The sequence below is a fragment of the Pseudomonas sp. MWU13-3659 genome (assembly GCF_023757525.1).
GTDB classification, from domain to species: domain Bacteria; phylum Pseudomonadota; class Gammaproteobacteria; order Pseudomonadales; family Pseudomonadaceae; genus Aquipseudomonas; species Aquipseudomonas entomophila_E.
The window spans coordinates 288907-307697 of sequence record NZ_JAMSHW010000002.1; the positions used below are offsets into that span (position 1 = coordinate 288907).

General features: G+C 63.0%; 26 protein-coding genes. 24 read left to right on the forward strand and 2 right to left on the reverse strand.

The genetic code is table 11. From position 1 onward, the window contains the following. The 24 genes from NGM28_RS03750 (at window position 1) to NGM28_RS03865 (ending at window position 17203) form a co-directional block, all read left to right on the forward strand. A complete protein-coding gene (locus tag NGM28_RS03750; protein ID WP_252088730.1) occupies window positions 1–618 on the forward strand; it encodes an HK97 family phage prohead protease in 618 nt (205 codons plus the stop codon). 15 nt (window positions 619–633) lie between these two features. After that, window positions 634–1860: a phage major capsid protein gene (locus NGM28_RS03755; RefSeq protein ID WP_252088731.1), complete on the forward strand. Its 1227-nt coding sequence runs from the start codon at window positions 634–636 to the stop codon at window positions 1858–1860. A 14-nt stretch (window positions 1861–1874) separates the two neighbouring features. Then, window positions 1875–2258 carry a head-tail connector protein gene (locus NGM28_RS03760; protein ID WP_252088732.1) on the forward strand — a complete coding sequence of 128 codons (384 nt, stop codon included), beginning with the start codon at window positions 1875–1877 and terminating at the stop codon, window positions 2256–2258. Next, on the forward strand, window positions 2255–2626 hold the full coding sequence (locus NGM28_RS03765; protein WP_252088733.1) for a head-tail adaptor protein: 372 nt from the start codon (window positions 2255–2257) through the stop codon (window positions 2624–2626). The genes NGM28_RS03760 and NGM28_RS03765 overlap by 4 nt, the downstream gene beginning before the upstream one ends. Window positions 2627–2699: 73 nt before the next feature. Continuing rightward, window positions 2700–3038 carry a hypothetical protein gene (locus NGM28_RS03770; RefSeq protein ID WP_252088734.1) on the forward strand — a complete coding sequence of 113 codons (339 nt, stop codon included), beginning with the start codon at window positions 2700–2702 and terminating at the stop codon, window positions 3036–3038. Window positions 3039–3047: 9 nt separating this feature from the next. Continuing rightward, a complete protein-coding gene (locus tag NGM28_RS03775; protein WP_252088735.1) occupies window positions 3048–3647 on the forward strand; it encodes a phage tail terminator protein in 600 nt (199 codons plus the stop codon). Then, window positions 3644–3823, forward strand: a complete 180-nt coding sequence (locus NGM28_RS03780; protein ID WP_252088736.1) for a DUF2635 domain-containing protein — start codon at window positions 3644–3646, stop codon at window positions 3821–3823. The genes NGM28_RS03775 and NGM28_RS03780 overlap by 4 nt, the downstream gene beginning before the upstream one ends. Beyond that, window positions 3820–5316 (forward strand): phage tail sheath subtilisin-like domain-containing protein, encoded by a 1497-nt coding sequence (locus NGM28_RS03785; RefSeq protein WP_252088737.1) that lies wholly within the window; start codon window positions 3820–3822, stop codon window positions 5314–5316. The genes NGM28_RS03780 and NGM28_RS03785 overlap by 4 nt, the downstream gene beginning before the upstream one ends. A gap of 56 nt (window positions 5317–5372) precedes the next feature. After that, entirely contained in the window at window positions 5373–5720 is a 348-nt protein-coding gene (locus NGM28_RS03790; RefSeq protein WP_252088738.1) for a phage tail tube protein, read from the forward strand. Continuing rightward, complete coding sequence (locus tag NGM28_RS03795) at window positions 5720–6019, forward strand: phage tail assembly protein (RefSeq protein WP_252088739.1); 300 nt, start codon at window positions 5720–5722, stop codon at window positions 6017–6019. Before NGM28_RS03790 ends, NGM28_RS03795 begins: the two co-directional genes overlap by 1 nt. Window positions 6020–6217: 198 nt before the next feature. Then, a complete protein-coding gene (locus tag NGM28_RS03800; protein WP_252088740.1) occupies window positions 6218–8410 on the forward strand; it encodes a phage tail tape measure protein in 2193 nt (730 codons plus the stop codon). Continuing rightward, window positions 8407–9771: a DNA circularization protein gene (locus tag NGM28_RS03805; RefSeq protein WP_252088741.1), complete on the forward strand. Its 1365-nt coding sequence runs from the start codon at window positions 8407–8409 to the stop codon at window positions 9769–9771. The genes NGM28_RS03800 and NGM28_RS03805 overlap by 4 nt, the downstream gene beginning before the upstream one ends. Window positions 9772–9775: 4 nt before the next feature. Next, window positions 9776–10888, forward strand: coding sequence for a phage baseplate assembly protein (locus NGM28_RS03810; RefSeq protein ID WP_252088742.1), 1113 nt, complete (start codon window positions 9776–9778; stop codon window positions 10886–10888). After that, window positions 10885–11376 (forward strand): phage baseplate assembly protein V, encoded by a 492-nt coding sequence (locus NGM28_RS03815; protein ID WP_252088743.1) that lies wholly within the window; start codon window positions 10885–10887, stop codon window positions 11374–11376. The genes NGM28_RS03810 and NGM28_RS03815 overlap by 4 nt, the downstream gene beginning before the upstream one ends. Before the next feature lie 5 nt (window positions 11377–11381). Continuing rightward, window positions 11382–11777: a phage GP46 family protein gene (locus NGM28_RS03820; RefSeq protein ID WP_502943824.1), complete on the forward strand. Its 396-nt coding sequence runs from the start codon at window positions 11382–11384 to the stop codon at window positions 11775–11777. Beyond that, entirely contained in the window at window positions 11767–12807 is a 1041-nt protein-coding gene (locus tag NGM28_RS03825) for a baseplate J/gp47 family protein (RefSeq protein WP_252088745.1), read from the forward strand. The genes NGM28_RS03820 and NGM28_RS03825 overlap by 11 nt, the downstream gene beginning before the upstream one ends. Beyond that, window positions 12798–13394, forward strand: a complete 597-nt coding sequence (locus NGM28_RS03830) for a YmfQ family protein (protein ID WP_252088746.1) — start codon at window positions 12798–12800, stop codon at window positions 13392–13394. Before NGM28_RS03825 ends, NGM28_RS03830 begins: the two co-directional genes overlap by 10 nt. A 6-nt stretch (window positions 13395–13400) precedes the next feature. Then, entirely contained in the window at window positions 13401–15005 is a 1605-nt protein-coding gene (locus NGM28_RS03835) for a hypothetical protein (protein ID WP_252088747.1), read from the forward strand. Next, entirely contained in the window at window positions 15005–15421 is a 417-nt protein-coding gene (locus NGM28_RS03840; protein WP_252088748.1) for a tail fiber assembly protein, read from the forward strand. Before NGM28_RS03835 ends, NGM28_RS03840 begins: the two co-directional genes overlap by 1 nt. 56 nt (window positions 15422–15477) lie before the next feature. Beyond that, complete coding sequence (locus NGM28_RS03845) at window positions 15478–15900, forward strand: structural protein (protein WP_252088749.1); 423 nt, start codon at window positions 15478–15480, stop codon at window positions 15898–15900. A gap of 17 nt (window positions 15901–15917) precedes the next feature. After that, window positions 15918–16445 (forward strand): DUF2514 domain-containing protein, encoded by a 528-nt coding sequence (locus NGM28_RS03850; protein WP_252088750.1) that lies wholly within the window; start codon window positions 15918–15920, stop codon window positions 16443–16445. Continuing rightward, window positions 16429–16617, forward strand: a complete 189-nt coding sequence (locus NGM28_RS03855; RefSeq protein ID WP_252088914.1) for a hypothetical protein — start codon at window positions 16429–16431, stop codon at window positions 16615–16617. The genes NGM28_RS03850 and NGM28_RS03855 overlap by 17 nt, the downstream gene beginning before the upstream one ends. A gap of 84 nt (window positions 16618–16701) precedes the next feature. Beyond that, window positions 16702–16995, forward strand: coding sequence for a hypothetical protein (locus NGM28_RS03860; protein WP_252088751.1), 294 nt, complete (start codon window positions 16702–16704; stop codon window positions 16993–16995). A gap of 25 nt (window positions 16996–17020) precedes the next feature. Next, entirely contained in the window at window positions 17021–17203 is a 183-nt protein-coding gene (locus tag NGM28_RS03865; protein WP_252088752.1) for a hypothetical protein, read from the forward strand. A 468-nt stretch (window positions 17204–17671) separates the two neighbouring features. Here the strand turns inward: NGM28_RS03865 and NGM28_RS03870 are convergent, their stop codons facing one another. After that, window positions 17672–18517, reverse strand: a complete 846-nt coding sequence (locus NGM28_RS03870) for a hypothetical protein (RefSeq protein ID WP_240063394.1) — start codon at window positions 18515–18517, stop codon at window positions 17672–17674. A gap of 8 nt (window positions 18518–18525) precedes the next feature. Further along, window positions 18526–18741, reverse strand: coding sequence for a hypothetical protein (locus tag NGM28_RS03875; RefSeq protein ID WP_240063395.1), 216 nt, complete (start codon window positions 18739–18741; stop codon window positions 18526–18528). Window positions 18742–18791 lie beyond the last annotated feature (50 nt).

Below are 18791 nucleotides of genomic sequence, written 5' to 3' on the forward strand. Positions count from 1 at the left end.
ATGAGTGAATTCGAACAACGCATGTTGCAGGCACAGCATTGCGAGCTTCGTGCTGTCCAGCCGGATGACCAGGGCAGCGCACCGAAGATCGCCGGCTATGCCGCTGTCTTCAACCAGCGTAGCGACCTGTTGGGCGGCACCTTCGTGGAGATCATCGCCCCGGGCGCGTTTGATGACGTGCTCAATCAGGACACCCGTGCGCTGTTCAACCACGACCCGACTTACCTGCTGGGCCGCACGGCCAGCGGCACGCTGCGCCTGACCGTGGATGAGCGCGGCCTGGCCTACGAAATCGACACGCCCAATACACAGACCATCCGCGACCTGGTGGTCGAGCCGCTGCGCCGTGGCGACATGAGCGGCAGCAGCTTCGCCATGCGGGTGGCCAAGGGCGGCGATACCTGGCACGAAGAGAAAGACGGCCTGATCGTGCGCACCATTTTCAGGATCGCCGAGCTACGCGACGTAGGGCCGGTGGCGTTCCCGGCTTACCCCGACTCCAGCGCTGCCCAGCGCTCCCTGACTGCCTGGAAGCAGGCGCAAACCGAAGGCGACGAAGCCCGCGCAAATTTCGAGCGCGAGGCCCGCGAGCGCCTGCTTGACCTAACTGAACTGTGATCCCAAGGGGGAGCTATGACCCTGCAACAACTGAAAGAAGCCTATAACAAGCTGTCGGCCGAAATGCGCTCGCTGCACGACACCACCCCGGACGACGGTTGGACCGGTGAGGTCCGCGCCAAGTGGGAGGGCATGAAAACCGACCTCAAGGGACTCAAGGACAAGATCGAGCGCGAAGAAGAACTGCGCGCCCAGGATCAAAGCTTTGTCGAAGGTCTGGACCGTGACCGCCCGAACAAAACGCCGGAGAACGAAGCCGACACCGAGCAACGCAGCGCCTGGGACAACTGGGTACGCAGTGGCATGGAGGGGCTGAGCGCTGAACAGCGTTCCATGGTCCTGCAGATGCGCGCCCAGGGCACCAACCCGAGCGAGGCGGGCGGCTTCACCGTACCGACCACCCTGCAGGCGCGGGTGATTGAGTCGCTGGTGACCTACGGCGGTATTGCTTCGGTGTGCCAACTGCTGCAGACCGACAACGGCGCGCCAATTGCCTGGGCCACCAGCAACGGCGGCGAAGAAGAGGGCGAGCTGATCGGCGAGAACAAGGCCACTGGCGAAAAGGACGTCGAGTTCGGGATGGGCACCCTGGGGTCGCACACCATCAGCTCGAAGATCATCCGCGTCTCTGAACAGTTGTTGCAGGACTCGGGTATTGACATGGAAGCCTTCCTGGCCGGCCGCATCGGCAAGCGCGTGTCGCGTACCCGTAACCGCCTGATCGTCCAGGGCACCGGCGCCGGTGAAACTGCCGACGCGCCGGCGCAGCCGAAAGGCTTGGAATACTCGACTCCTCAAGGTGCCATGACGGCCAAGGCCACCGCCTTCACCTGGCAGGAGGTCAACAGCCTGATTCACTCCATTGACCCGGCGTATCGTGCGGCCGCCAAGTTCCGCTTGGCGTTCAACGACAAGACGCTGCAGGCGATGGAAGAAATGGTGGACGCCAACAACCGCCCGCTGTGGCTACCTGGCATCGACAGCGACCGTCCGGCCACCATCCTCAAGCATCAGTACGTGATCGATCAGGCGATTGCTGATATCGGCGCCGGCAAGAAATTCATGTATGCCGGCGACTTCAACGAATTGGTGCTGCGCGCGGTGCGTAGCCTGACCCTCAAGCGCCTGGTGGAGCGTTACGCCGAATACGGCCAGGTTGGCTTCCTGGCCTTCGTGCGCTTCGGTCTGGTACTGCAGGACACAGCCGCCATCAAGCACCTGGTGGGCAAGACCGCTGCCTAACGGGAGGGCTGCCGATGCTGACGCTTGAGCAAGTCAAGAGCCATTGCAAGCTGGAACTGGACGAAACCGAGGAAGACACGCTGCTGCAGGCCTACGCCCGCGCAGCACGTCGCCAGGTCGAGAAGGACAGCGGCCGGCGGTTGTACTGGGTCACGCTGCCGGCCGACGCGCCGGCCGACGCGACCGGCGATGAAGCCTACCTGCGTGGGCTGCTGCCGATCGATGCGCCGGAGAACGCGTTACCCGTAACGGATGACGTGGAGCTGGCCATGCTGCTGTTGGTCGCCCACTGGCACCGCAACCGCGAGCCGGTCACCGAGTCGACCAGCGGTGGCACCAAGGCGCTACCGCTGGCCTATGACGCCCTGGTGCAGCCATACCGCTGGTTCATGCTGTGAGGGAGCCGGAAGCGGGCGAACTGCGCACCCGGGCGGTGGTGCGCATCCGCAACGACACGCCCAGCGGTCCCAGCCTTGAATCGCACTTCGAGCCGGTGGCCAAGCGCTGGTGCAAGATCGAGCCATTAGGCACGGCCACTTATACCGGGTTGGTGCAGACCGGCACGACCATCACGCACCGCATCTACTGCCGGTTCGTGCGTGATCTCGACACCCGGCATGAGCTTGTCGCTGGCGGTCGGGTGTTCCGCGTCAAGCGGGCTACCGGCATGCGCGGGCGGCAGGTGTGGTCGGTGATCGAGGTCGAGGAACTGCAGGCGGCGAGTGCGCCGGCGGGAGGGGGCCGCGGCCAACTCCGTTTCGATTGACGGCTACCTGCATGTCGAAGGCTTTGACCAGTTCGACCGCGAGGCCTTCAACAAGCGAAAGGTACGCGCCGGCATGCGCAAGGTTGGCCAGGTCATCACTGGCAGGGCGCAGATGAACTTGGCCTTGGGTGGTGGCCAGGACGGCTACCCGATCAACCGAAGCGGGGCCACCACTGACTCCATTGGCTACAAGGTGTCGCGCTCGGGGTTCATGGTGCGAGTTGCCCCCACCAAGACACCGAGTATGAAGGCCTTCTACCCGGCCTACCTGCACTACGGCGTGCGCCGCAAGAGTGGGGGCGGCTGGCGGATCAAGCCCCGCGACAACTATATGAGCGACGCATTGGTCGACAGCCGCGCCGACGTGCAACGCATTCTGCAGCAGGCCTTCGCCGCCGCGCTGCTCAACTGAGTACATGACATGAAAATCACGCCTGTGATCGAGCAGCTGCGTGCGCATGCACCTGGCTTCGAGGGCCGCGTGGCCGGCGGTCTGGATTGGGATCCGACTGCCGACAGCGCCAAGATGGAGCCGCCAGCGGCCTACGTGATCGCCATCGGTGACTCGGCCGATGAGCCGGAATCGCAGAACGTCTACACCCAGGCCGTACGTGATGCCATCGACGTGTGCGTTGTGCTGCCGACCGACGATGAGCGCGGGCAATCGGTGGTCGACGTGCTGCATGACGTGCGTGCCCAGTTGTGGCGCGCCCTGGTGGGCTTCGAACCCGACGACGAGTCGGGGCCTCTGTTGTACGACGGTGGCCAGCTACTGCTGCTCGACCGCGACCGCATGGTGTACCGCTACCGCTTCTACGCCGACTTCCAGCTCGGTCGCTGGGAGCAGACCGGTGAAGGCAAACCGCAGACCTGGCAGGAAGTGCAGTTGGCCGGCTTGCCATATCTGGCGGGGATCGACACCCGATTCGACTTCCTCAACCCCCTGAAAGACCCCAACGTCAGCGCCCCCGGGCCTGATGGCCGGGTCGAGTTCACCACCCGTGAGGACTTGAACCCATGAAAACCGTGAGCCTCAAACCGGCACCGGGGCGTGATTGCCCGATGCCAGGCCAGCCGGGCAAGTACTTGCCCGCAGACGGGGCCGCCGTGCCCCGCGATGCGTACTGGGAGCGCCGCCGCATCGACGGCGACGCCCTGGAGCAGAAGACCACCACCCGAGGGAGCAAAGCGCAATGAGCGTCAGTTTCAGCAACATTCCGAGCGACCTGCGCGTGCCGCTGTTCTATGCCGAAGTCGACAACTCCATGGCCAACAGCGGCGCATCCAGCCTGCGCCGGCTGATCGTCGGCCAAGTCAACGATGACGCTGACAGCGACGAGATCGGACGCCTGGTGCTTGTGTCGAAGACCAGCGATGCCAAGGACATTGGTGGCCCCGGCTCGATGCTGGCCGCCATGCATGCCCGCTGGCGATCGATCGATGTGGCCGGCGAGGTCTGGTGCCTGCCGCTCAAGGTAGGCACTGGCGCGGCCGCAACGGCCACCGTTACGGTAACGGGCAGCGTCGCCACGGCCGGCCTGGTCAATCTGTACGTGGCTGGTCAGCGCGTGCGGGCCGACGCGGTGGTCGGGGCCTCGGCCGAGGCCATGGCGGCCGGCCTGGCAGCAGCGGTCAATGCTGCCATTGACCTGCCGGTGACGGCCACTGCTGCCTCCGGCGTGGTCACCCTGCAGGCGAAGTTCAAGGGCGAGCTGGGCAACGATATCCAGGTGCAATTGAACCGCCTCGGGCGGGCCAACGGTGAAATGACGCCGGCCGGGCTGACGGTGGTGGCCACGGCCATGACTGCTGGCGCCGGCATCCCGACCGTGTCGGCGGCCCTGGCCGCGCTCGGTGACGAAGAGTTCGAGTTCATCGCCCAGCCGTGGACCGATGCCGACACGCTGGGCGCCTGGAAAACCGCCATGGATGACAGCGCTGGCCGCTGGTCCTGGGCGAAACAGCTGTATGGCCATGTGTACTGCGCGCAGCGCGGCACGCTGGGCCAACTGGTCGCCGCGGGGCGCCTGCGCAACGACCCGCATATCTCCGTGCATGGCTTCGAACGCGGTGTGGCACAGCCGGCGTGGGAAGTCGCGGCAGCCTGGGGTGCGCGTACCGCAGTGTTCATCAGCGCCGACCCGGCCAGGCCGACGCAGACCGGTGCACTGACGGGGATCGACCCGGCGCAGGCAAGCGACCGCTTCACGCTGACCGAGCGCCAATCCCTGCTCACTAGTGGGGTGGCCACGGCCGTCTACAGCGGCGGCAGCTACCGCATCGAGCGGGCTGTTACGACCTACCAGCGCAACGCCTACGGCCAGCCGGATGATTCCTACCTGGACAGCGAGACACTGCACCAGTCGGCCCACGTGATCCGTTACCTGCGCAGCATCATCACCAGCAAGTACGGGCGCCACAAACTGGCCAACGACGGCACGCGCTTCGGCCCTGGCCAGGCCATCGTCACGCCGAAGGTGATTCGCGGCGAGCTGGTCGCGGCTTATGGCGCGCTCGAGCGTGACGGCATTGTCGAGAATGCCGAGGCGTTCAATCAGTACCTGATTGTGGAGCGCGACCCGAAGAACCCCAACCGCCTGAGCGTGCTGTTCCCGCCGGACCTGGTGAACCAGCTGCGCGTGTTCGCGCTGCTGTACCAGTTCCGCCTGCAGTACCCAGACGCGGCGTAACCTCATCATTCAACCCAAGCCCGCCCCGTGCGGGCTTTTTTATGGGAGTGCCCTTTATGGGTCAGAAAGTCGCGGGCACCTGCTTTATCAAGGTCGATGGCGATCAGTTGGTGATCACCGGCGGCGTGGAATGCCCGCTGTCGGACAGAAAGCGCGAAACCATCACGCGGGGGTACTTCAAGGAAGAAGACCTGATCCCGTACATCGCCGTGGACGCGGTGAAAACGCCGAACTTCCCCCGGGCCAAGCTGGCCGCCGGGATCAGCATGACCATCACCGCCGAGCTGGCCGACGGCTCGGTCTACGTGCTGAGCGGTGCGTACCTGGTCGATGAAACCAAAGTGACTGGCGACGACGCGAAAGTCTCGCTCAAATTCGAAGGCATCCAAGGAGACTGGCAGTAATGAGCACCGTAACCCACACCCTCGCAACCCCCATCCAGGCCCACGGCGAGGAAGTCAAAGAACTGACCCTGCGCCGCCCAACCGTGCAGGAGTGCCGCGCTATCAAGGTACTGCCCTACAACATCGGCGGTGAAGGCTATCCGGTGGTCGACCTCGAAGCGGCGGCCAAGTACGTGGCGGTCTGCGCCTGCGTGCCCACCAGTTCGGTCAACCAATTGGACCTGTCCGACTTGAATACCCTGGCCTGGACCGTCGTCGGTTTTTTCATGCCCCAAGGTTCGAATCAGTCGGAGGGCTGACCGAGCTGGCCTACGACCTGGCCTGGTGGTGGAAAGCCACCCCAGGTGAGGTGCTGGGGTGGACCCTCGACATGCTGTTCGAGAGTGAAGAAAACGCGTGGCGCATCAACGCGCTAACAGGGGGAACCGGTGGCGGATAAATTCCAACTCAAGGCGCTGATCACCGGCGTCGACAAGCTGTCGCCGGTACTGAGCGGGGTGCGCAAGAATGCCGCCATCCTGCGCAAGCAATTGAACAGTTCGGGGCTAGGCAAGATCAGCTTTGACGAGGTCTTGCAGGGCGGGGCGATTGCTGCCCCGTTCGTCATGGGCGTGAAAGCGGCCATTGACTTTGAAAGCGCCATGGCCGACGTCAAGAAGGTGGTCAACTTCGAGTCGCCAGCGCAGTTCAAGGCGATGAGCGACGACGTGCTTGGCCTGTCCGAGCGTCTGCCGATGGCGGCTGAGGGGATTGCGAAGATTGTCGCCGCAGGCGGTCAGTCTGGCATTGCCCGGGAAGAGCTGAACCGTTTCTCGGAAGACGCGGTGAAAATGGGCGTCGCCTTCGATCAGACGGCTGAAGAGTCGGGCTCGATGATGGCCAAGTGGCGCACGGCCTTCAAGATGAACCAGACTGAAGTAGTTGCGCTGGCCGACCAGATCAACTACCTGGGCAACACTGGCGCGGCCAGCACCGGGCAAATCTCAGCGATCCTGACCGCCATTGGCCCGCTGGGTGAAGTGGCGGGCGTTAGCGCGGGCCAGCTGGCTGCGATGGGCTCGACCCTGGCTGGGGTGGGCATCGCCCAGGACGTGGCCGCCACGGGCATCAAGAACTTCATGCTGACCTTGACCGCCGGTACGGCGGCCACCAAGGCGCAGAAGGATGCCTACAAGGCGTTGCGTTTGGACGCAAACGAGATCGCCAAGGGCATGCAGACCGACAGTGAGGGGACGATCAATCGCGTCCTGCAGACGCTGGCCAAGGTTGAGAAAAGCAAGCAGGCGGCAGTGCTCACCAATCTGTTTGGTAAGGAGTCAGTAGGGGCAATCGCGCCGCTGCTGACGAGCTTGCCCACGTTGCAGAAGAACTTCAAATCGGTCGGTGACGTCAGTCAGTACGCCGGTTCGATGAACAGCGAGTATGCCGCCCGGGCGGCCACGACCCAGAACGCTATGCAACTGCTGCAGAACCGGGTGACCCGTTTGGGTATCGCGGTTGGCAGCATGCTATTGCCGCCGCTGAACGACTTCATGGCGGCTGTAGGGCCGATCCTCAGCAACGTGACCTCGTTGGCGGGAGCCCAGCCTTGGTTGATCAAGGGCGTGCTGGGCGCCGCCGTGGGCTTCGCTGCGCTGCGCCTGGCCGCAGTCGGCACAACGGCCGCCCTGGCGTTGATGAGCAGTGTCGCAAGCTTGAGCCCGGTTGGCCTGGTGGTACGCGGCATTGCCATTGTAGCAGGGGTGCTGATTGCCAACTGGTCGACCGTGGCACCGTATTTCCAGCTTGTATGGGACAAGATCAAGGGTGCGGCGCTGGCCGTGTGGGGATGGATGAAGACCGCCTTCGCCTGGACGCCGCTGGGGCAGGTCGTGGAAAACTGGGGGCCACTGACACAGTTCTTCAGCGCGCTATGGGGGCTGCTCAAGGCACTATCGGTGCCATTTCTGAACTTCCTGAAAGGGATGTTCAACTACACGCCGCTGGGCCAGATCGTCGCTTACTGGGGGCCGCTGACCGAGTTCTTCGGGGTGCTGTGGGAAGTGATTAAGGCACTGTCGGTGCCGTTCCTCGACTTCCTCAAGATGCTATTCGACTGGTCGCCGCTGGGCCTGGTTGTCAAGCACTGGGAGCCGATCACAGGATTTTTTCGGGGTCTGTGGAACAAGCTTCGCCCCATCGTTGAGCCGATGATGAAGTTCCTGGGTTTCGACGGCGAGGTCAGCGGCGACGGCATGCTCAGTTCGGCGACGGCCAAGGTCAAGGCCTGGGCAGATCAGCAGAACGCACGTAATGCGGCCGGCGAGCCAGCGCCGGGGACGCTGGTTAAACCGATGGCGCAGCCGGTGCAACTGATGCCGCAAGCCACCAGCGCGGCCAGCTTGCTGCGCATGCCGGGTCAGCAGGGGGCGTTGGTGGCAACACCCCTAATGGCCGCACCGGCGGCCGGGCATGCGCAGGAGAGCCTGGCCCAAGGGCTGACCGGCTCTGCACCGGGAGCGCTGGCCGCGTCGCGTGGTTCATTGGTGCAGCAGGCCGCTCAGGCGAGTAAGGCCCGACTTGAGGGGCAAATGGTCGTGCGCTTCGACAACGCGCCGCCAGGCATGCGGGTCGAGCAGTCCGAAACCAATCAACCCGGGCTGCAAGTCAGCCCGCAAGTGGGCTATCGATCCTTGGGGAGGGCGTCATGACGACATGGCGGGATCAGTTGCACCCGGCATCATTCCGGGGCGTGCCGTTCCACGTCGACAGCGACAGCATGCCGGCGGGGCGGCGCACGCAAACGCACGAGTACCCGCAGCGCGATAAGCCCCTGGTAGAGGACTTGGGCCGCGTCACGCGGGACATCAAGCTGGCTGCGTTCGTGATCGGGGAGGACTGCTACGTCAAGCGTGACAACCTGCTCAATGCCCTGGACAAACCCGGCGCCGGTGAGCTGGTTCACCCCTGGTACGGTCGGTTGATGGTCACCGCGACCGACTGTAGCGTCAGTCACGAGCGACGTGATGGCGGCATGGTCCGCTTCGACCTGGCGTTTGTGGAGGACGGCGAGAAGGGCTTCCCGGTTGGCGTGCCAAATACCGCGAGGCAGCTGGAGGAGTCTTCGGAAACCCTACTTGAATCGGCCATTGCCCGCTACAAGGCAGTGATGGCGGTGGTCAACCGTGCGCGCTTGGCGGTGGTCGCGCTGCAGAACGGTATCGCCGGGGTGCAGATGGCCGTTGCCTCGGAGCTTCGCCAGTTGACTGGACTGGTCGGCTCGGTGGAAGCGCTGGCCGACATGCTGATCAACGCCCCGGGCAACTTCGCGGCGATGATTCGTGCGCAGTTCGCCAGTGTTGGCGGCAGCTCGCGGTCGTCGGGTTACCGCTGGGGGCCGTCGACCGGCACGGCAAGCCTGGAGGCCGACCCGGAATTCGCTCGCACCGTCGCTGCGCTGCCCGAGGTAACGCCAGAGTTTTCCAGCTTCACAGCCTCGGGACGCGCCATCGCCGCCCAGGTCGAACAGGCTCGCAAACTGGCGGCCGAGGTAGCGACAGCCCAGGCAACGCCCGGCGCTGTAGGTGGAAACGCAACGGCTGCCGTGGTCAGCGCCGCCCGCGATCTGGTCCGGGATGCATTGATCGTACTCGCTCTGCGCGAGGCGGCCGCTATGCCAGTCGTGCAAGCACCTGGACCATTGCCCGGCTTCCCCACGCTAGAGCAACAGGTGGTCGCTCCAATCCGGCGCCCTGACGTGCCAGTGACGGCTGACGTGGTGGTCATGCGCGACGCGATCAGCGATGCCCTGTGGTCGGCGGCTCTGGTGTCTCCGACCGAGCACGTCGAAGCGCTGCAGGTAGTGCGCAAGCATGTGCGGGCCCACTTGACCGAGGTGGCCCGCGCCGGGGTGCGCCTAGCCGAGATCACCACACGGGAAAGCCTGCCGGCGGTGGTACTGGCTTACCAGCGCTACGGCGACGCCAGCCGCGCCGACGAAATCGTCACACGTAACAAGGTTCAGCACCCGGGCTTCCTGCCTGTGGGGGTGTTGACCATCGCGAGAGAGTGAACCCATGAACAATCAGGATGCTGTCACGTTGAGTGTGAACGGCTTGGACTATCGCGGCTGGAAGAAAGTTAGCATCAGCGCCGGCATTGAGCGTCAAACCCGAGATTTTCGCCTTGATGTGACGTGGAGCTGGCCCGGCCAGGATGTTGAGATACCGGTGCGTCAGGGCGATAGGTGCGAAGTGCGGATCGGCGCCGACCTGGTGTTGACGGGCTGGGTGTTTGGTACACCGATCACCTACGACAACCGCAGTGTTGAGCGCTCTGTTGTCGGACGTTCGCTGACCGCCGACCTGGTGGACTGCTCGGCTGTGAACAAACCGGGGCAGTGGCGCAGCCAGACTGTGCAGAAGATCGTGCAGGCCTTGGCCGAGCCCTACGGGGTACGGGTTTTGAGCGAAGTGCCCGAAACCACAAAGCTGGCCGACCACAGCATCGAACCGGGGGAAACTGCTTTCGAATCCATCGACCGGTTGCTGACGTTGTCGCGGCTACTGTCGACCGACGACGCCCAGGGGCGCGTGGTGATTATCAAGCCCGGCAGCGCTGGACGCGCCGTCGACCGTCTGGAGCTCGGGCAGAACTTACTGACGTGTAGCGCCGAGCTGGATTTTTCTGGAGTGTTCTCGGAGTACCGAGTCACAGGCCAGCGTTCGGGAACCGATACCGAGTACGGCGAGAAGGCGAGCGAGGTCAAGGCCTCGGTCAGCGATCCGCGAGCCTCGCGGCGCCGGGTGCTGCTGATCCACGAAAGCGGCCAGATGACCCCGGAGCTCGCCCAGGCACGGGCAAACTGGGAGCGCGGCAATCGGATGGGGGAAGCGCTGAAACTTCGCTACAAGGTTCAGGGGTGGCGGCAGTCGAACGGTGCTTTGTGGCTGCCGAATATGATCGTGCGGGTGGTCGACCCCCTAATCGGGGTTGATCGCGACATGCTCATCAGCGAAATCGAATACGTGCTTAATGATCGCGGAACGATTGCAAATATCGAAGTAGGTCCGCCGGACGGCTTCGACCCTGAGCCAAAAGACCCGCACAAGTCGCGCAAGCTCAAGAAAGGCGGCAAGGCCGACAACTTCGAATACCTGATACCTGCTGACTGGAAACCTGGCCAATGAATCCCATGAGAAATTTTCTCGCCCGGGGCGTTGTAGCTCTGGTCGATGCCGGCCGCAAACTGCAGGGCCTGCAGATGCGTCTTACCGCCGATGAAGTGAAAGACGGCATGGAGCATTTCGAACCCTACGGCTTCACGTCCAACCCGCTGGCCGGCGCCGAGGGCCTGGCCGCGTTCCTGGGTGGAGACCGCTCCCACGGGGTGGTGATCTGCGTGTCTGACCGGCGCTTTCGCCTGCAAGCGCTCAAGAGCGGGGAGGTAGCTTTGTACACCGACGAAGGCGACCGTCTGCACTTCAAGCGCGGCCGCGTGATTGAGGTCGAGACGCTGACGCTCAAGGTCAAGGCGGGGGAGGCGGTCGAGTTCGATACACCGGTGATTCGCACCACAGGCCGTATCGAGTCGCTCGGCGACCAGATCGCGGTTGGTGTCAGCACCTCCTTGCACGTGCACGAAGGCTCGGACAAGAAGCCGGTTAAGGGGGGCTGATGGAACTGTTCACCGACGACCAGTCTGAACAGGCCTGGCGCCGCGCCGTGGTGATCAGCCTGTTGACCTGGCGGGGCGCCGAAGCCGGCGACCTGCTGGACGACGACCAGCGCTATGGCTGGTGGGGCGACACGTTCCCAACCCTTGCAAACGACCGCATCGGGTCGCGCCTGTGGCAGCTGCGCCGACGCACGCTGACCGACGACACGGTACGCACTGCCGAGGCGTTCGCCCGCGAGGCCCTGCAATGGGCGGTGGATGACGACCGGGTGAGCGCCGTTACGGTAACGGCGGCGCGCAAGGTCGACCGCCTCGACATGCAGGTGCGGGTCGGCCTGTGCGACGGCCCGGTGATCGATGTTCAACTAGACAACTTGTGGCAGGTGATCAATGCCGTTTGAAACCCCTACGTTGCCCGCGCTGATCGCCCGGGCACAGTCAGACCTGGCCGGCGGCAGCGCCCTGGTCCGGTCCGACGCCGAGGTGCTGGCCCGGGTGCTGGGCGCGGCGTCTGCCGGCCGCTACGGCCACCAACACTACATTGCCGACCAGATCCTACCGGACACGGCCGACGACGAAACCCTGCTGCGCATGGCCCGGGCCCGGCTTAAGCGTGGCCGCCTGGATGCCGTGAAGGCGAGTGGGGCGGCCACCTTCACCGGCGCCACCTCGGCGCTGCTCGATGCGGGCACGCTGTTGCAGCGCGATGACCAGGTGCTGTTCAGGGTTCGGGCTTCGGTGAAGCTGACCGGTACCGGCGGTGTCGCCCAGGTCGAGGCCCTGGAGCCAGGCGAGTTGGGCAACACGCCTGCCGGCACCCCGCTGCGCCTGGTGTCGCCGGTGCTGGGCGTCAATGACACGTTTACCGTGGCCGCCCCGGGCCTGACCGGCGGCACCGAGAAGGAGAGTATTGAGGCGCTGCGCGCTCGGGTGATCCGCTCGTACCGGGTCATTGCCCACGGCGGCAGCAAGAGCGACTACGAAACCTGGGCGCTGGAGGTCGCCGGGGTAACCCGCGCTTGGGTGGTGCGGCGCTGGGTGGGGCCGGGCACGGTGGGGCTGTTCTTCGTGCGCGATGGCGATATCGACATCATCCCCAACGCCGAGGCCCTGGCGACCGTCGCAGCGTACATCGAGCAGGAGCGGCCCGTCACGGCCGAAGTCTACGTGCTGCCGCCGGCAGAGAAGCCGGTGCAGTACCAGCTGTCAGTCACCCCGGACAGCAGCGCAGTCCGCCGCGCTGTGGAAGCCGCCCTGGTGGACCTGCACAACCGTGAATCGGAGCTGGGCGCCACGCTGCTGGCCACCCACATTGCCGAGGCCATTAGCGGCGCCACGGGCGAGCGTGATCACAAGGTCATCAGTCCCGCCGGCGACGTGCAGGCGGCCGCTAATGAGCTGCTGACCTATGGGGGTGTGTTGTGGTCGTGAGGACGGTAGAGGACTACTACGCCCACTTGTGCACGCTGCTGCCGCCGGGGCCGGCCTGGGATCGCGAGTTCAACCCAGGCGTTGACCAGGTGCTGCAGGCGGCGGCTCAGGAGCTGGCCACCGAGGATCGCCGCGCCGCCGACCTGCTGGCCGAGAGCGAACCCGCCACCGTGCGCGAGCTGGTCCCCGATTGGGAGCGGGTCATGCAACTACCCGACCCCTGCATGGGCGATTCGCCGGCGTTTGCCGATCGGCAACTGGCCGTGCGCCGCCGCCTGCTGGAGGTGGGCGGGCAGACGCCGGCCTACTTCGTTGAACTGGCCTTTTCGCTGGGCTACCGCAATGCCCGCGTGATCGAGCACCGAGCACCGCGCTTCGGCCGGTCGCGCTACGGCTCGGCCCGCTTCGGCACCTGGGGGGCACAGTTCATGTGGACTCTGGAGACGGGGCCGCGCCTGGCCCAGGGCAGCCGCTTCGGTTTTAGCCACTGGGGGCAGACCTTCGGCGGCGCCGCCAATGGCGCCCTTGAGTGCCTTGTAGGCCGCGCCGCCCCGGCACACACCCTTGAAACCATTACCTACGGATAACGCGATATGGACTACCCGAAACGCATTCCCAATGTCGGCCTTGTCGGCGGCAAGTTCGTGGACGAGAACGTCAGCACGGGCCTGCCTGGCTCGCTGATCCCCTCGGCTTGGGGCAATGCCGTCACCGACGAGCTGTTGGCCGTGATCAAGGCTGCCGGCCTCACACCGAGCGAGGACGACAACGCCCAGCTGCTGCAGGCCATTCAGGGGGTCGCCGCCAGTGACGTCAAGCGCGCCGTGCGTGTGGCTACCACCGGCCCCATCGCTTTGTCTGGACTGCAGACTATTGACGGCGTAGCCCTGGCGACCGGTGACCGGGTGCTGGTGAAGGACCAAGCTAACGCTTCGCAGAACTGGATCTACAACGCCGCCGGCGGGGCATGGGCACGGGCGCTCGATGCCAACGACAACGCGGAGTGCACGCCGGGCCACCTGATCATCGTGCAGGCCGGGGCGACTTACGCAGGGTCGATGTGGCAGCTGACCAACACCGCGCCGCCGCAGGTCGGTACCACGGCGCTGACCTTCGCCCAGCTGTTCGGCAAGACTGGTGTAGTCGCCGGCAGCTACCGACAGGTGTCGGTCGATGCGCAGGGTAGGGTTACCGGCGGTTCTAATCCTACGACACTGGGCGGGTACAGCATCAGCGATGCTTACACACAAGCGCAGACCAACAACCTGCTTGCAGAAAAAGCGGCCAAAGCCACGACGCTTGGGGGTTATGGCATCACTGATGCGTACACGCAAGCTCAAATGAGCGGCCTGCTGGCGAGCAAGGCTAACACCGCGACTACTTTGGCTGGTTACGGCATCACGGATGGCTATGCGGTAACTATGTTGGCGGGTGACTACAACGCGCTACAGAAGAATGGGCACTATCTGTTGGGGTCGAGCACGGCTGCGAATCGCCCGCCAAACTTCAATGGATCGTGGGCGATTCGCCAACTGGAGGCGGGTTATGGGGGGATCCTGGCATTCGATTTGGCCACCGATGTGATTGCGTACCGACGCACTACGCCGAGCGAGTATGGTCAGTGGGTCAAGATATTCCACACTGGCAATTTCAACCCAGACCTCAAGGCCGATAAAGCGGATGTTGCAGACCCTTGGGCTTTGATGCCGATTGGGGTGCCCATACCATTGTTCTTGCATCTGCACCCGGACGGCACTCCACCCCTGAACAAAAGCTATCGCTATGTTTCTTTGACGGCCTCTGACTCTTACAACGGTGGCGTACTGACGGGCGAGTCGATCAGTGGGTCGGCGCCGCTGGTTAGCGCAACGGCCGTTGTCAGTCTTGCGGGAAGTCCGCTCAACGGCAAGACCGTTAACTTGATCAACACCGAGCAACGGTTGTTGCGGGGTACAACCGTTCCCGGCCAGTTGCTGCAGGATGCGATGCAAAGCATCAGCGGCTCCGTGTCTGGGCTTGTCTCCGGTGTCGTGAGCGCGTCCGGGGCACTTTCTTTTGCGCAATCGGGTACCGCTTCGACTTTTGACGGAGCAAACGCCCGCGGGACTCTGACTTTCAACGCTGGGAGCGTCGCGCGTACAGCGGACGAGACTCGGATCAAGTCAATCGGGGTCGTCTACTTCATGAGGATCAAATAATGCCGTTTGCCGCCAATGGCCGTATAAGTACAGATGAATTTCCGGACAGCATCGAGATATCAGCAGAGCAGTATCAGGAGGCGTTGGAGGGCATGTGCAACGGGTTGGTTGTAACCATTGAGCATGGCTTTAAAGTCGCACTGGTTGATGCACCTGCTTCGACTCTGGACCCAGTGCCGACACCTGAGCCGACTTTGGATGAGCTCCTTGAAATGGCGAACGCTCGCCGTGATCGCCTTCTTGCGATTGCTGCTATTCGAATCGCACCGCTGCAAGATGCTGTCGATCTCGGTGAGGTCACGCCACCCGAGACCGCGTTATTGAATGACTGGAAGCGATACCGCGTCGCGCTGAACCGCCTTCCTGACCAGCCTGGCTTCCCAACTGAGATCGACTGGCCCCTGCCGCCGGCCTGATTGCGCTAAACCCAACGACCGCCGCCTGGCGGTATTTTTTTGTCTGGAGAAAACCCATGACCCAACTGCTTCCCCGCGGCGTACGCAATTGCAACCCGGGCAACATTGATTTCAACCCGGCAAACAACTGGGTCGGCCAGATCGGCAAGGAGCCTGAAGGCCGCTTCTGCATCTTCGACACTCCCGAGAACGGTATCCGCGCACTCGGTAAACTGTTGCAGACCTACTACAACAAGCACGGTCTGCGTACCGTCGCGGCGATCATCAAGCGCTGGGCGCCGGAAGTGGAGAACGACACCGGCGCCTACGTTCGTACCGTGGCCCATCGCTGCGGGTTGGGACCGAGCGACCCGATCAAGAACATCAAGAACCAGCAGGTGTTGCGCGGCCTGGTGCACGCGATCATCAAGCACGAGAACGCGAACTTCGAGTACCCGTCGGACGTTTTCGCCGAGGGCTTGCGTAGGGCCCTGATGTGAACGGCTGGGGTCTGCGTTTGACCGTGCTGCTGGCAGTGGTCGGGTCGTACTGGCTCGTCTACCAGCACGGACGCTCGGTCGAGCGAGCCGCCTCCGTCGCGGCATCAGCACAGAGGAACAGCGGCGATCGCTTGGCCGAAGTGCTCGGCGAACGTGCCGCCCGGGAAGAGGAACAGCGGCGCACCAACGCGCAGGAGGAGGTGAGGGTACATGCCGAGGAACAACGAACGATTGTCGAAGGCGCTGCTGCTGGGGCTGATGCTGCTGGCCAGCGGTTGCGCGACGAAGCCAGCAAGCTCGCCACCTCCGTCGGTTGCCCCGGCCCGGATCCCGCCGTTGTCGCTCGAAGCGAGGCAGCCCGCCGCGCCGCCATGGTGCTCTCCGACCTGCTCTCACGGGCTGATGCTCGAGCGGGAGAACTGGCGGCAGCGTTTGATCGTGCCCGAGTAGCTGGGCTGGCGTGCGAGGCGTCCTATAATGCCTTGATCAAGCCGTCAGGACCGAGCCGTGAAGCGAACCATAGAGGGAATGATCGAAGCGGGTGAGCCGTTGATTCGGGAGGCGATTGCCGCGCTTCGTCGGTATCACGAAGCCCAGGACGCTGGCGCGCCACCAGAGGAGATCGAGCGGCTGAGCTTGATTGCTGAGTCCGCATACAAGGCCGTGACAGACTACCAACTGTATGCACTCGGACATCAACCTCTCACGCGCCATTGACCTGGCGCCCAACCGCTGGGCGGTAGTGGTGCTGAATAAGCACGGATGGTCAAATACTGTATATGTATACAGTATTGGTGTGCCATGTACTTCCTCCTCGTCCGGCGCCGTGAACGCGGCGTTGCCATCCCGAGCGACCAGCTCAAGAAGATCCAGCCCATGCGCGCCGACGTGCACATCGAGTACGGCCACAGCAGTGTGCTGGGCCGGCACTGCATCGAGGCCTGGGTCTTCAACCCGACCCCAGGCCCCGACATCATCCCGCGCCTGCACGATGCTTGCGTAACGGGCATGGCTCAGCTCGGCATGAACATCACCGGCCTGGAGGAGGTAGACGGGGTGCTATACGCACAGTCGTGGTGGTGTCGTGCGCAGTAGCGCGGCGGGCATCCCGCAGCCATGGATGGACGAACTCAACGACCAGGTGTCGCTGAACGCCGACCCGGATGGTCGTGCGGAGGTGATGGTAGAAATGGCGATGGCCGCGCATCGCCGGCAGGACGTTGATGCGGCGGCGCTGGCCGAGATGTTGGAGCTCGCCGAGGCGGCTAGGTTGTGGGCTCATGCTGAGCGTGAAACGGAGTGAGAGTAGCGTCAGTCAGGACGGCTGACGGGGCGGCAGAACGCCGAAGAAAGGGTGAAAATCGGTTCCAAAACTGAAACGGCGGTCCTTGTAGAATGCGGCTTCTAGCCGTGCCGAATTGCGTTTGTTTTGGAATCGATTTCCATGTTGACGCCTTGCAATTGCTGGTCTTATGGTGCGGTCTTGAAAACCGTCGATGGGCAACTATCCTAGAGTTCGAATCTCTACGCTTCCGCCACATTCAAAGCCCTGATTTTTCAGGGCTTTTTGCGTTTTTGAGGTGTAGAAAAACCACCCGTGGGAACACCCATTGGGAATGGTTTGTTTCGGAAGCGCTTCCGATACTTCTTACTTGGTCGGTTTCGCCAAGGCTCCAACTCAGCTCCAAGCGCGTGATCCACCTACCGTCTTGAAGCGCTTTACAAGTCGATGAACGGCCCGTAGCTGTGTTGGTAGCCCGATGACAGGAGATCAGGCTTTGGCTACTTCTTTCTCCGGAGGAGGGACCTCTTTTTTCTTGAATTCCTCCCAGACGGCATCATCGAAGAAAGTCATTGAAACGATGTGCTTTTGTAGAAGGCTGATACTGAACAGGCTACCAATCTCGTCTGAGCGGTTGCTTTTCCCTGAACAGCGATCCTCAGTGCCGTCACCAATGCCGGAGCCATTGGCGCGCTCCACCTTGATGGCGTCATAGACCTTTTCGTACGGGGTTGTGAACTCCACCGTCAGCCGATCCTTGTCCCGGAAACCGCTGTAGATTGGGACGATGGAGAAGCCTTCATCGTTGTTGGAGTCGTGGTCCTGGAGGTTTCCGAAGTTCTTGACCCAACCGATATAGACCTTCCGGTCCTCCATGCTGAACATATAGAGCCGCTTATTGAACAATGAGTCCAGTAGCAAGGCTTGGTGGGTGCTGGTGGGCAGCATGGTCTTCAGGATGAAGGAGCGCGTGAGATAGTCGTTTTTCAGACCATGCCGGTACCGTGTGATCTTGAAACGCGCCTTGGCAGCCCAGTAGGCGTAAAGGGGGGCGAGTAGGATGGCTACGAAAAGCGTTGAAAACAGGTGTTCTTCAGTGGCTTTGCTGAAGCCTCTCTCGGCTAAGACGTCTGCCAACCCAAAGAAGCCGTTGGTCAACCACTCCAACAGAAAGATCGCAGCCAACCAGGGCAGGGCGAGGATCAGCCCCCTCATCGCGATGTGAAGGTACAGTGACTGTCCTTCGTACTTGGCGATGAGGGTCTTGTCGTAGAAGTTATATTTGCAGTAGATGAAGCCGCAGATGAGGATGGGGAGAACGAGTAGAAAACCCATTGTGCTACCTAGTGAGACTTCGAAATCGCTGTCTTCGCAGCCTCACAGGCTTTCGCAAACTCAGCATCATGCAGGATGGTCGAGGTTGAAATGGAAACCGCGCCATGGTCGCTGACTTGTACCTGTTCAGCGACCTCATTGAGTTGCCTGGCAATGGCCAGTGACTCTTCGGACGGTTTGGAGACCAGTTGCAGAACGGTCTCCCAGAAATTTTTGTCGCTCACTGTCGTAGCTCCTTTGTCTCAGGCCAGGCCTGAACACGTACCCCTAGATT

Excerpts from the sequence above, each read along its gene's own strand:
- NGM28_RS03750 (WP_252088730.1), top strand. The coding sequence starts at position 1 with ATGAGTGAATTCGAACAACGCATGTTGCAGGCACAGCATTGCGAGCTT.
- NGM28_RS03755 (WP_252088731.1), top strand. The coding sequence starts at position 634 with ATGACCCTGCAACAACTGAAAGAAGCCTATAACAAGCTGTCGGCCGAA.
- NGM28_RS03760 (WP_252088732.1), top strand. The coding sequence starts at position 1,875 with ATGCTGACGCTTGAGCAAGTCAAGAGCCATTGCAAGCTGGAACTGGAC.
- NGM28_RS03770 (WP_252088734.1), top strand. The coding sequence starts at position 2,700 with ATGCGCAAGGTTGGCCAGGTCATCACTGGCAGGGCGCAGATGAACTTG.
- NGM28_RS03775 (WP_252088735.1), top strand. The coding sequence starts at position 3,048 with ATGAAAATCACGCCTGTGATCGAGCAGCTGCGTGCGCATGCACCTGGC.
- NGM28_RS03780 (WP_252088736.1), top strand. The coding sequence starts at position 3,644 with ATGAAAACCGTGAGCCTCAAACCGGCACCGGGGCGTGATTGCCCGATG.
- NGM28_RS03785 (WP_252088737.1), top strand. The coding sequence starts at position 3,820 with ATGAGCGTCAGTTTCAGCAACATTCCGAGCGACCTGCGCGTGCCGCTG.
- NGM28_RS03790 (WP_252088738.1), top strand. The coding sequence starts at position 5,373 with ATGGGTCAGAAAGTCGCGGGCACCTGCTTTATCAAGGTCGATGGCGAT.
- NGM28_RS03795 (WP_252088739.1), top strand. The coding sequence starts at position 5,720 with ATGAGCACCGTAACCCACACCCTCGCAACCCCCATCCAGGCCCACGGC.
- NGM28_RS03805 (WP_252088741.1), top strand. The coding sequence starts at position 8,407 with ATGACGACATGGCGGGATCAGTTGCACCCGGCATCATTCCGGGGCGTG.
- NGM28_RS03810 (WP_252088742.1), top strand. The coding sequence starts at position 9,776 with ATGAACAATCAGGATGCTGTCACGTTGAGTGTGAACGGCTTGGACTAT.
- NGM28_RS03815 (WP_252088743.1), top strand. The coding sequence starts at position 10,885 with ATGAATCCCATGAGAAATTTTCTCGCCCGGGGCGTTGTAGCTCTGGTC.
- NGM28_RS03825 (WP_252088745.1), top strand. The coding sequence starts at position 11,767 with ATGCCGTTTGAAACCCCTACGTTGCCCGCGCTGATCGCCCGGGCACAG.
- NGM28_RS03835 (WP_252088747.1), top strand. The coding sequence starts at position 13,401 with ATGGACTACCCGAAACGCATTCCCAATGTCGGCCTTGTCGGCGGCAAG.
- NGM28_RS03840 (WP_252088748.1), top strand. The coding sequence starts at position 15,005 with ATGCCGTTTGCCGCCAATGGCCGTATAAGTACAGATGAATTTCCGGAC.
- NGM28_RS03845 (WP_252088749.1), top strand. The coding sequence starts at position 15,478 with ATGACCCAACTGCTTCCCCGCGGCGTACGCAATTGCAACCCGGGCAAC.
- NGM28_RS03855 (WP_252088914.1), top strand. The coding sequence starts at position 16,429 with ATGATCGAAGCGGGTGAGCCGTTGATTCGGGAGGCGATTGCCGCGCTT.
- NGM28_RS03860 (WP_252088751.1), top strand. The coding sequence starts at position 16,702 with ATGTACTTCCTCCTCGTCCGGCGCCGTGAACGCGGCGTTGCCATCCCG.
- NGM28_RS03865 (WP_252088752.1), top strand. The coding sequence starts at position 17,021 with ATGGACGAACTCAACGACCAGGTGTCGCTGAACGCCGACCCGGATGGT.
- NGM28_RS03870 (WP_240063394.1), bottom strand. The coding sequence starts at position 18,517 with ATGGGTTTTCTACTCGTTCTCCCCATCCTCATCTGCGGCTTCATCTAC.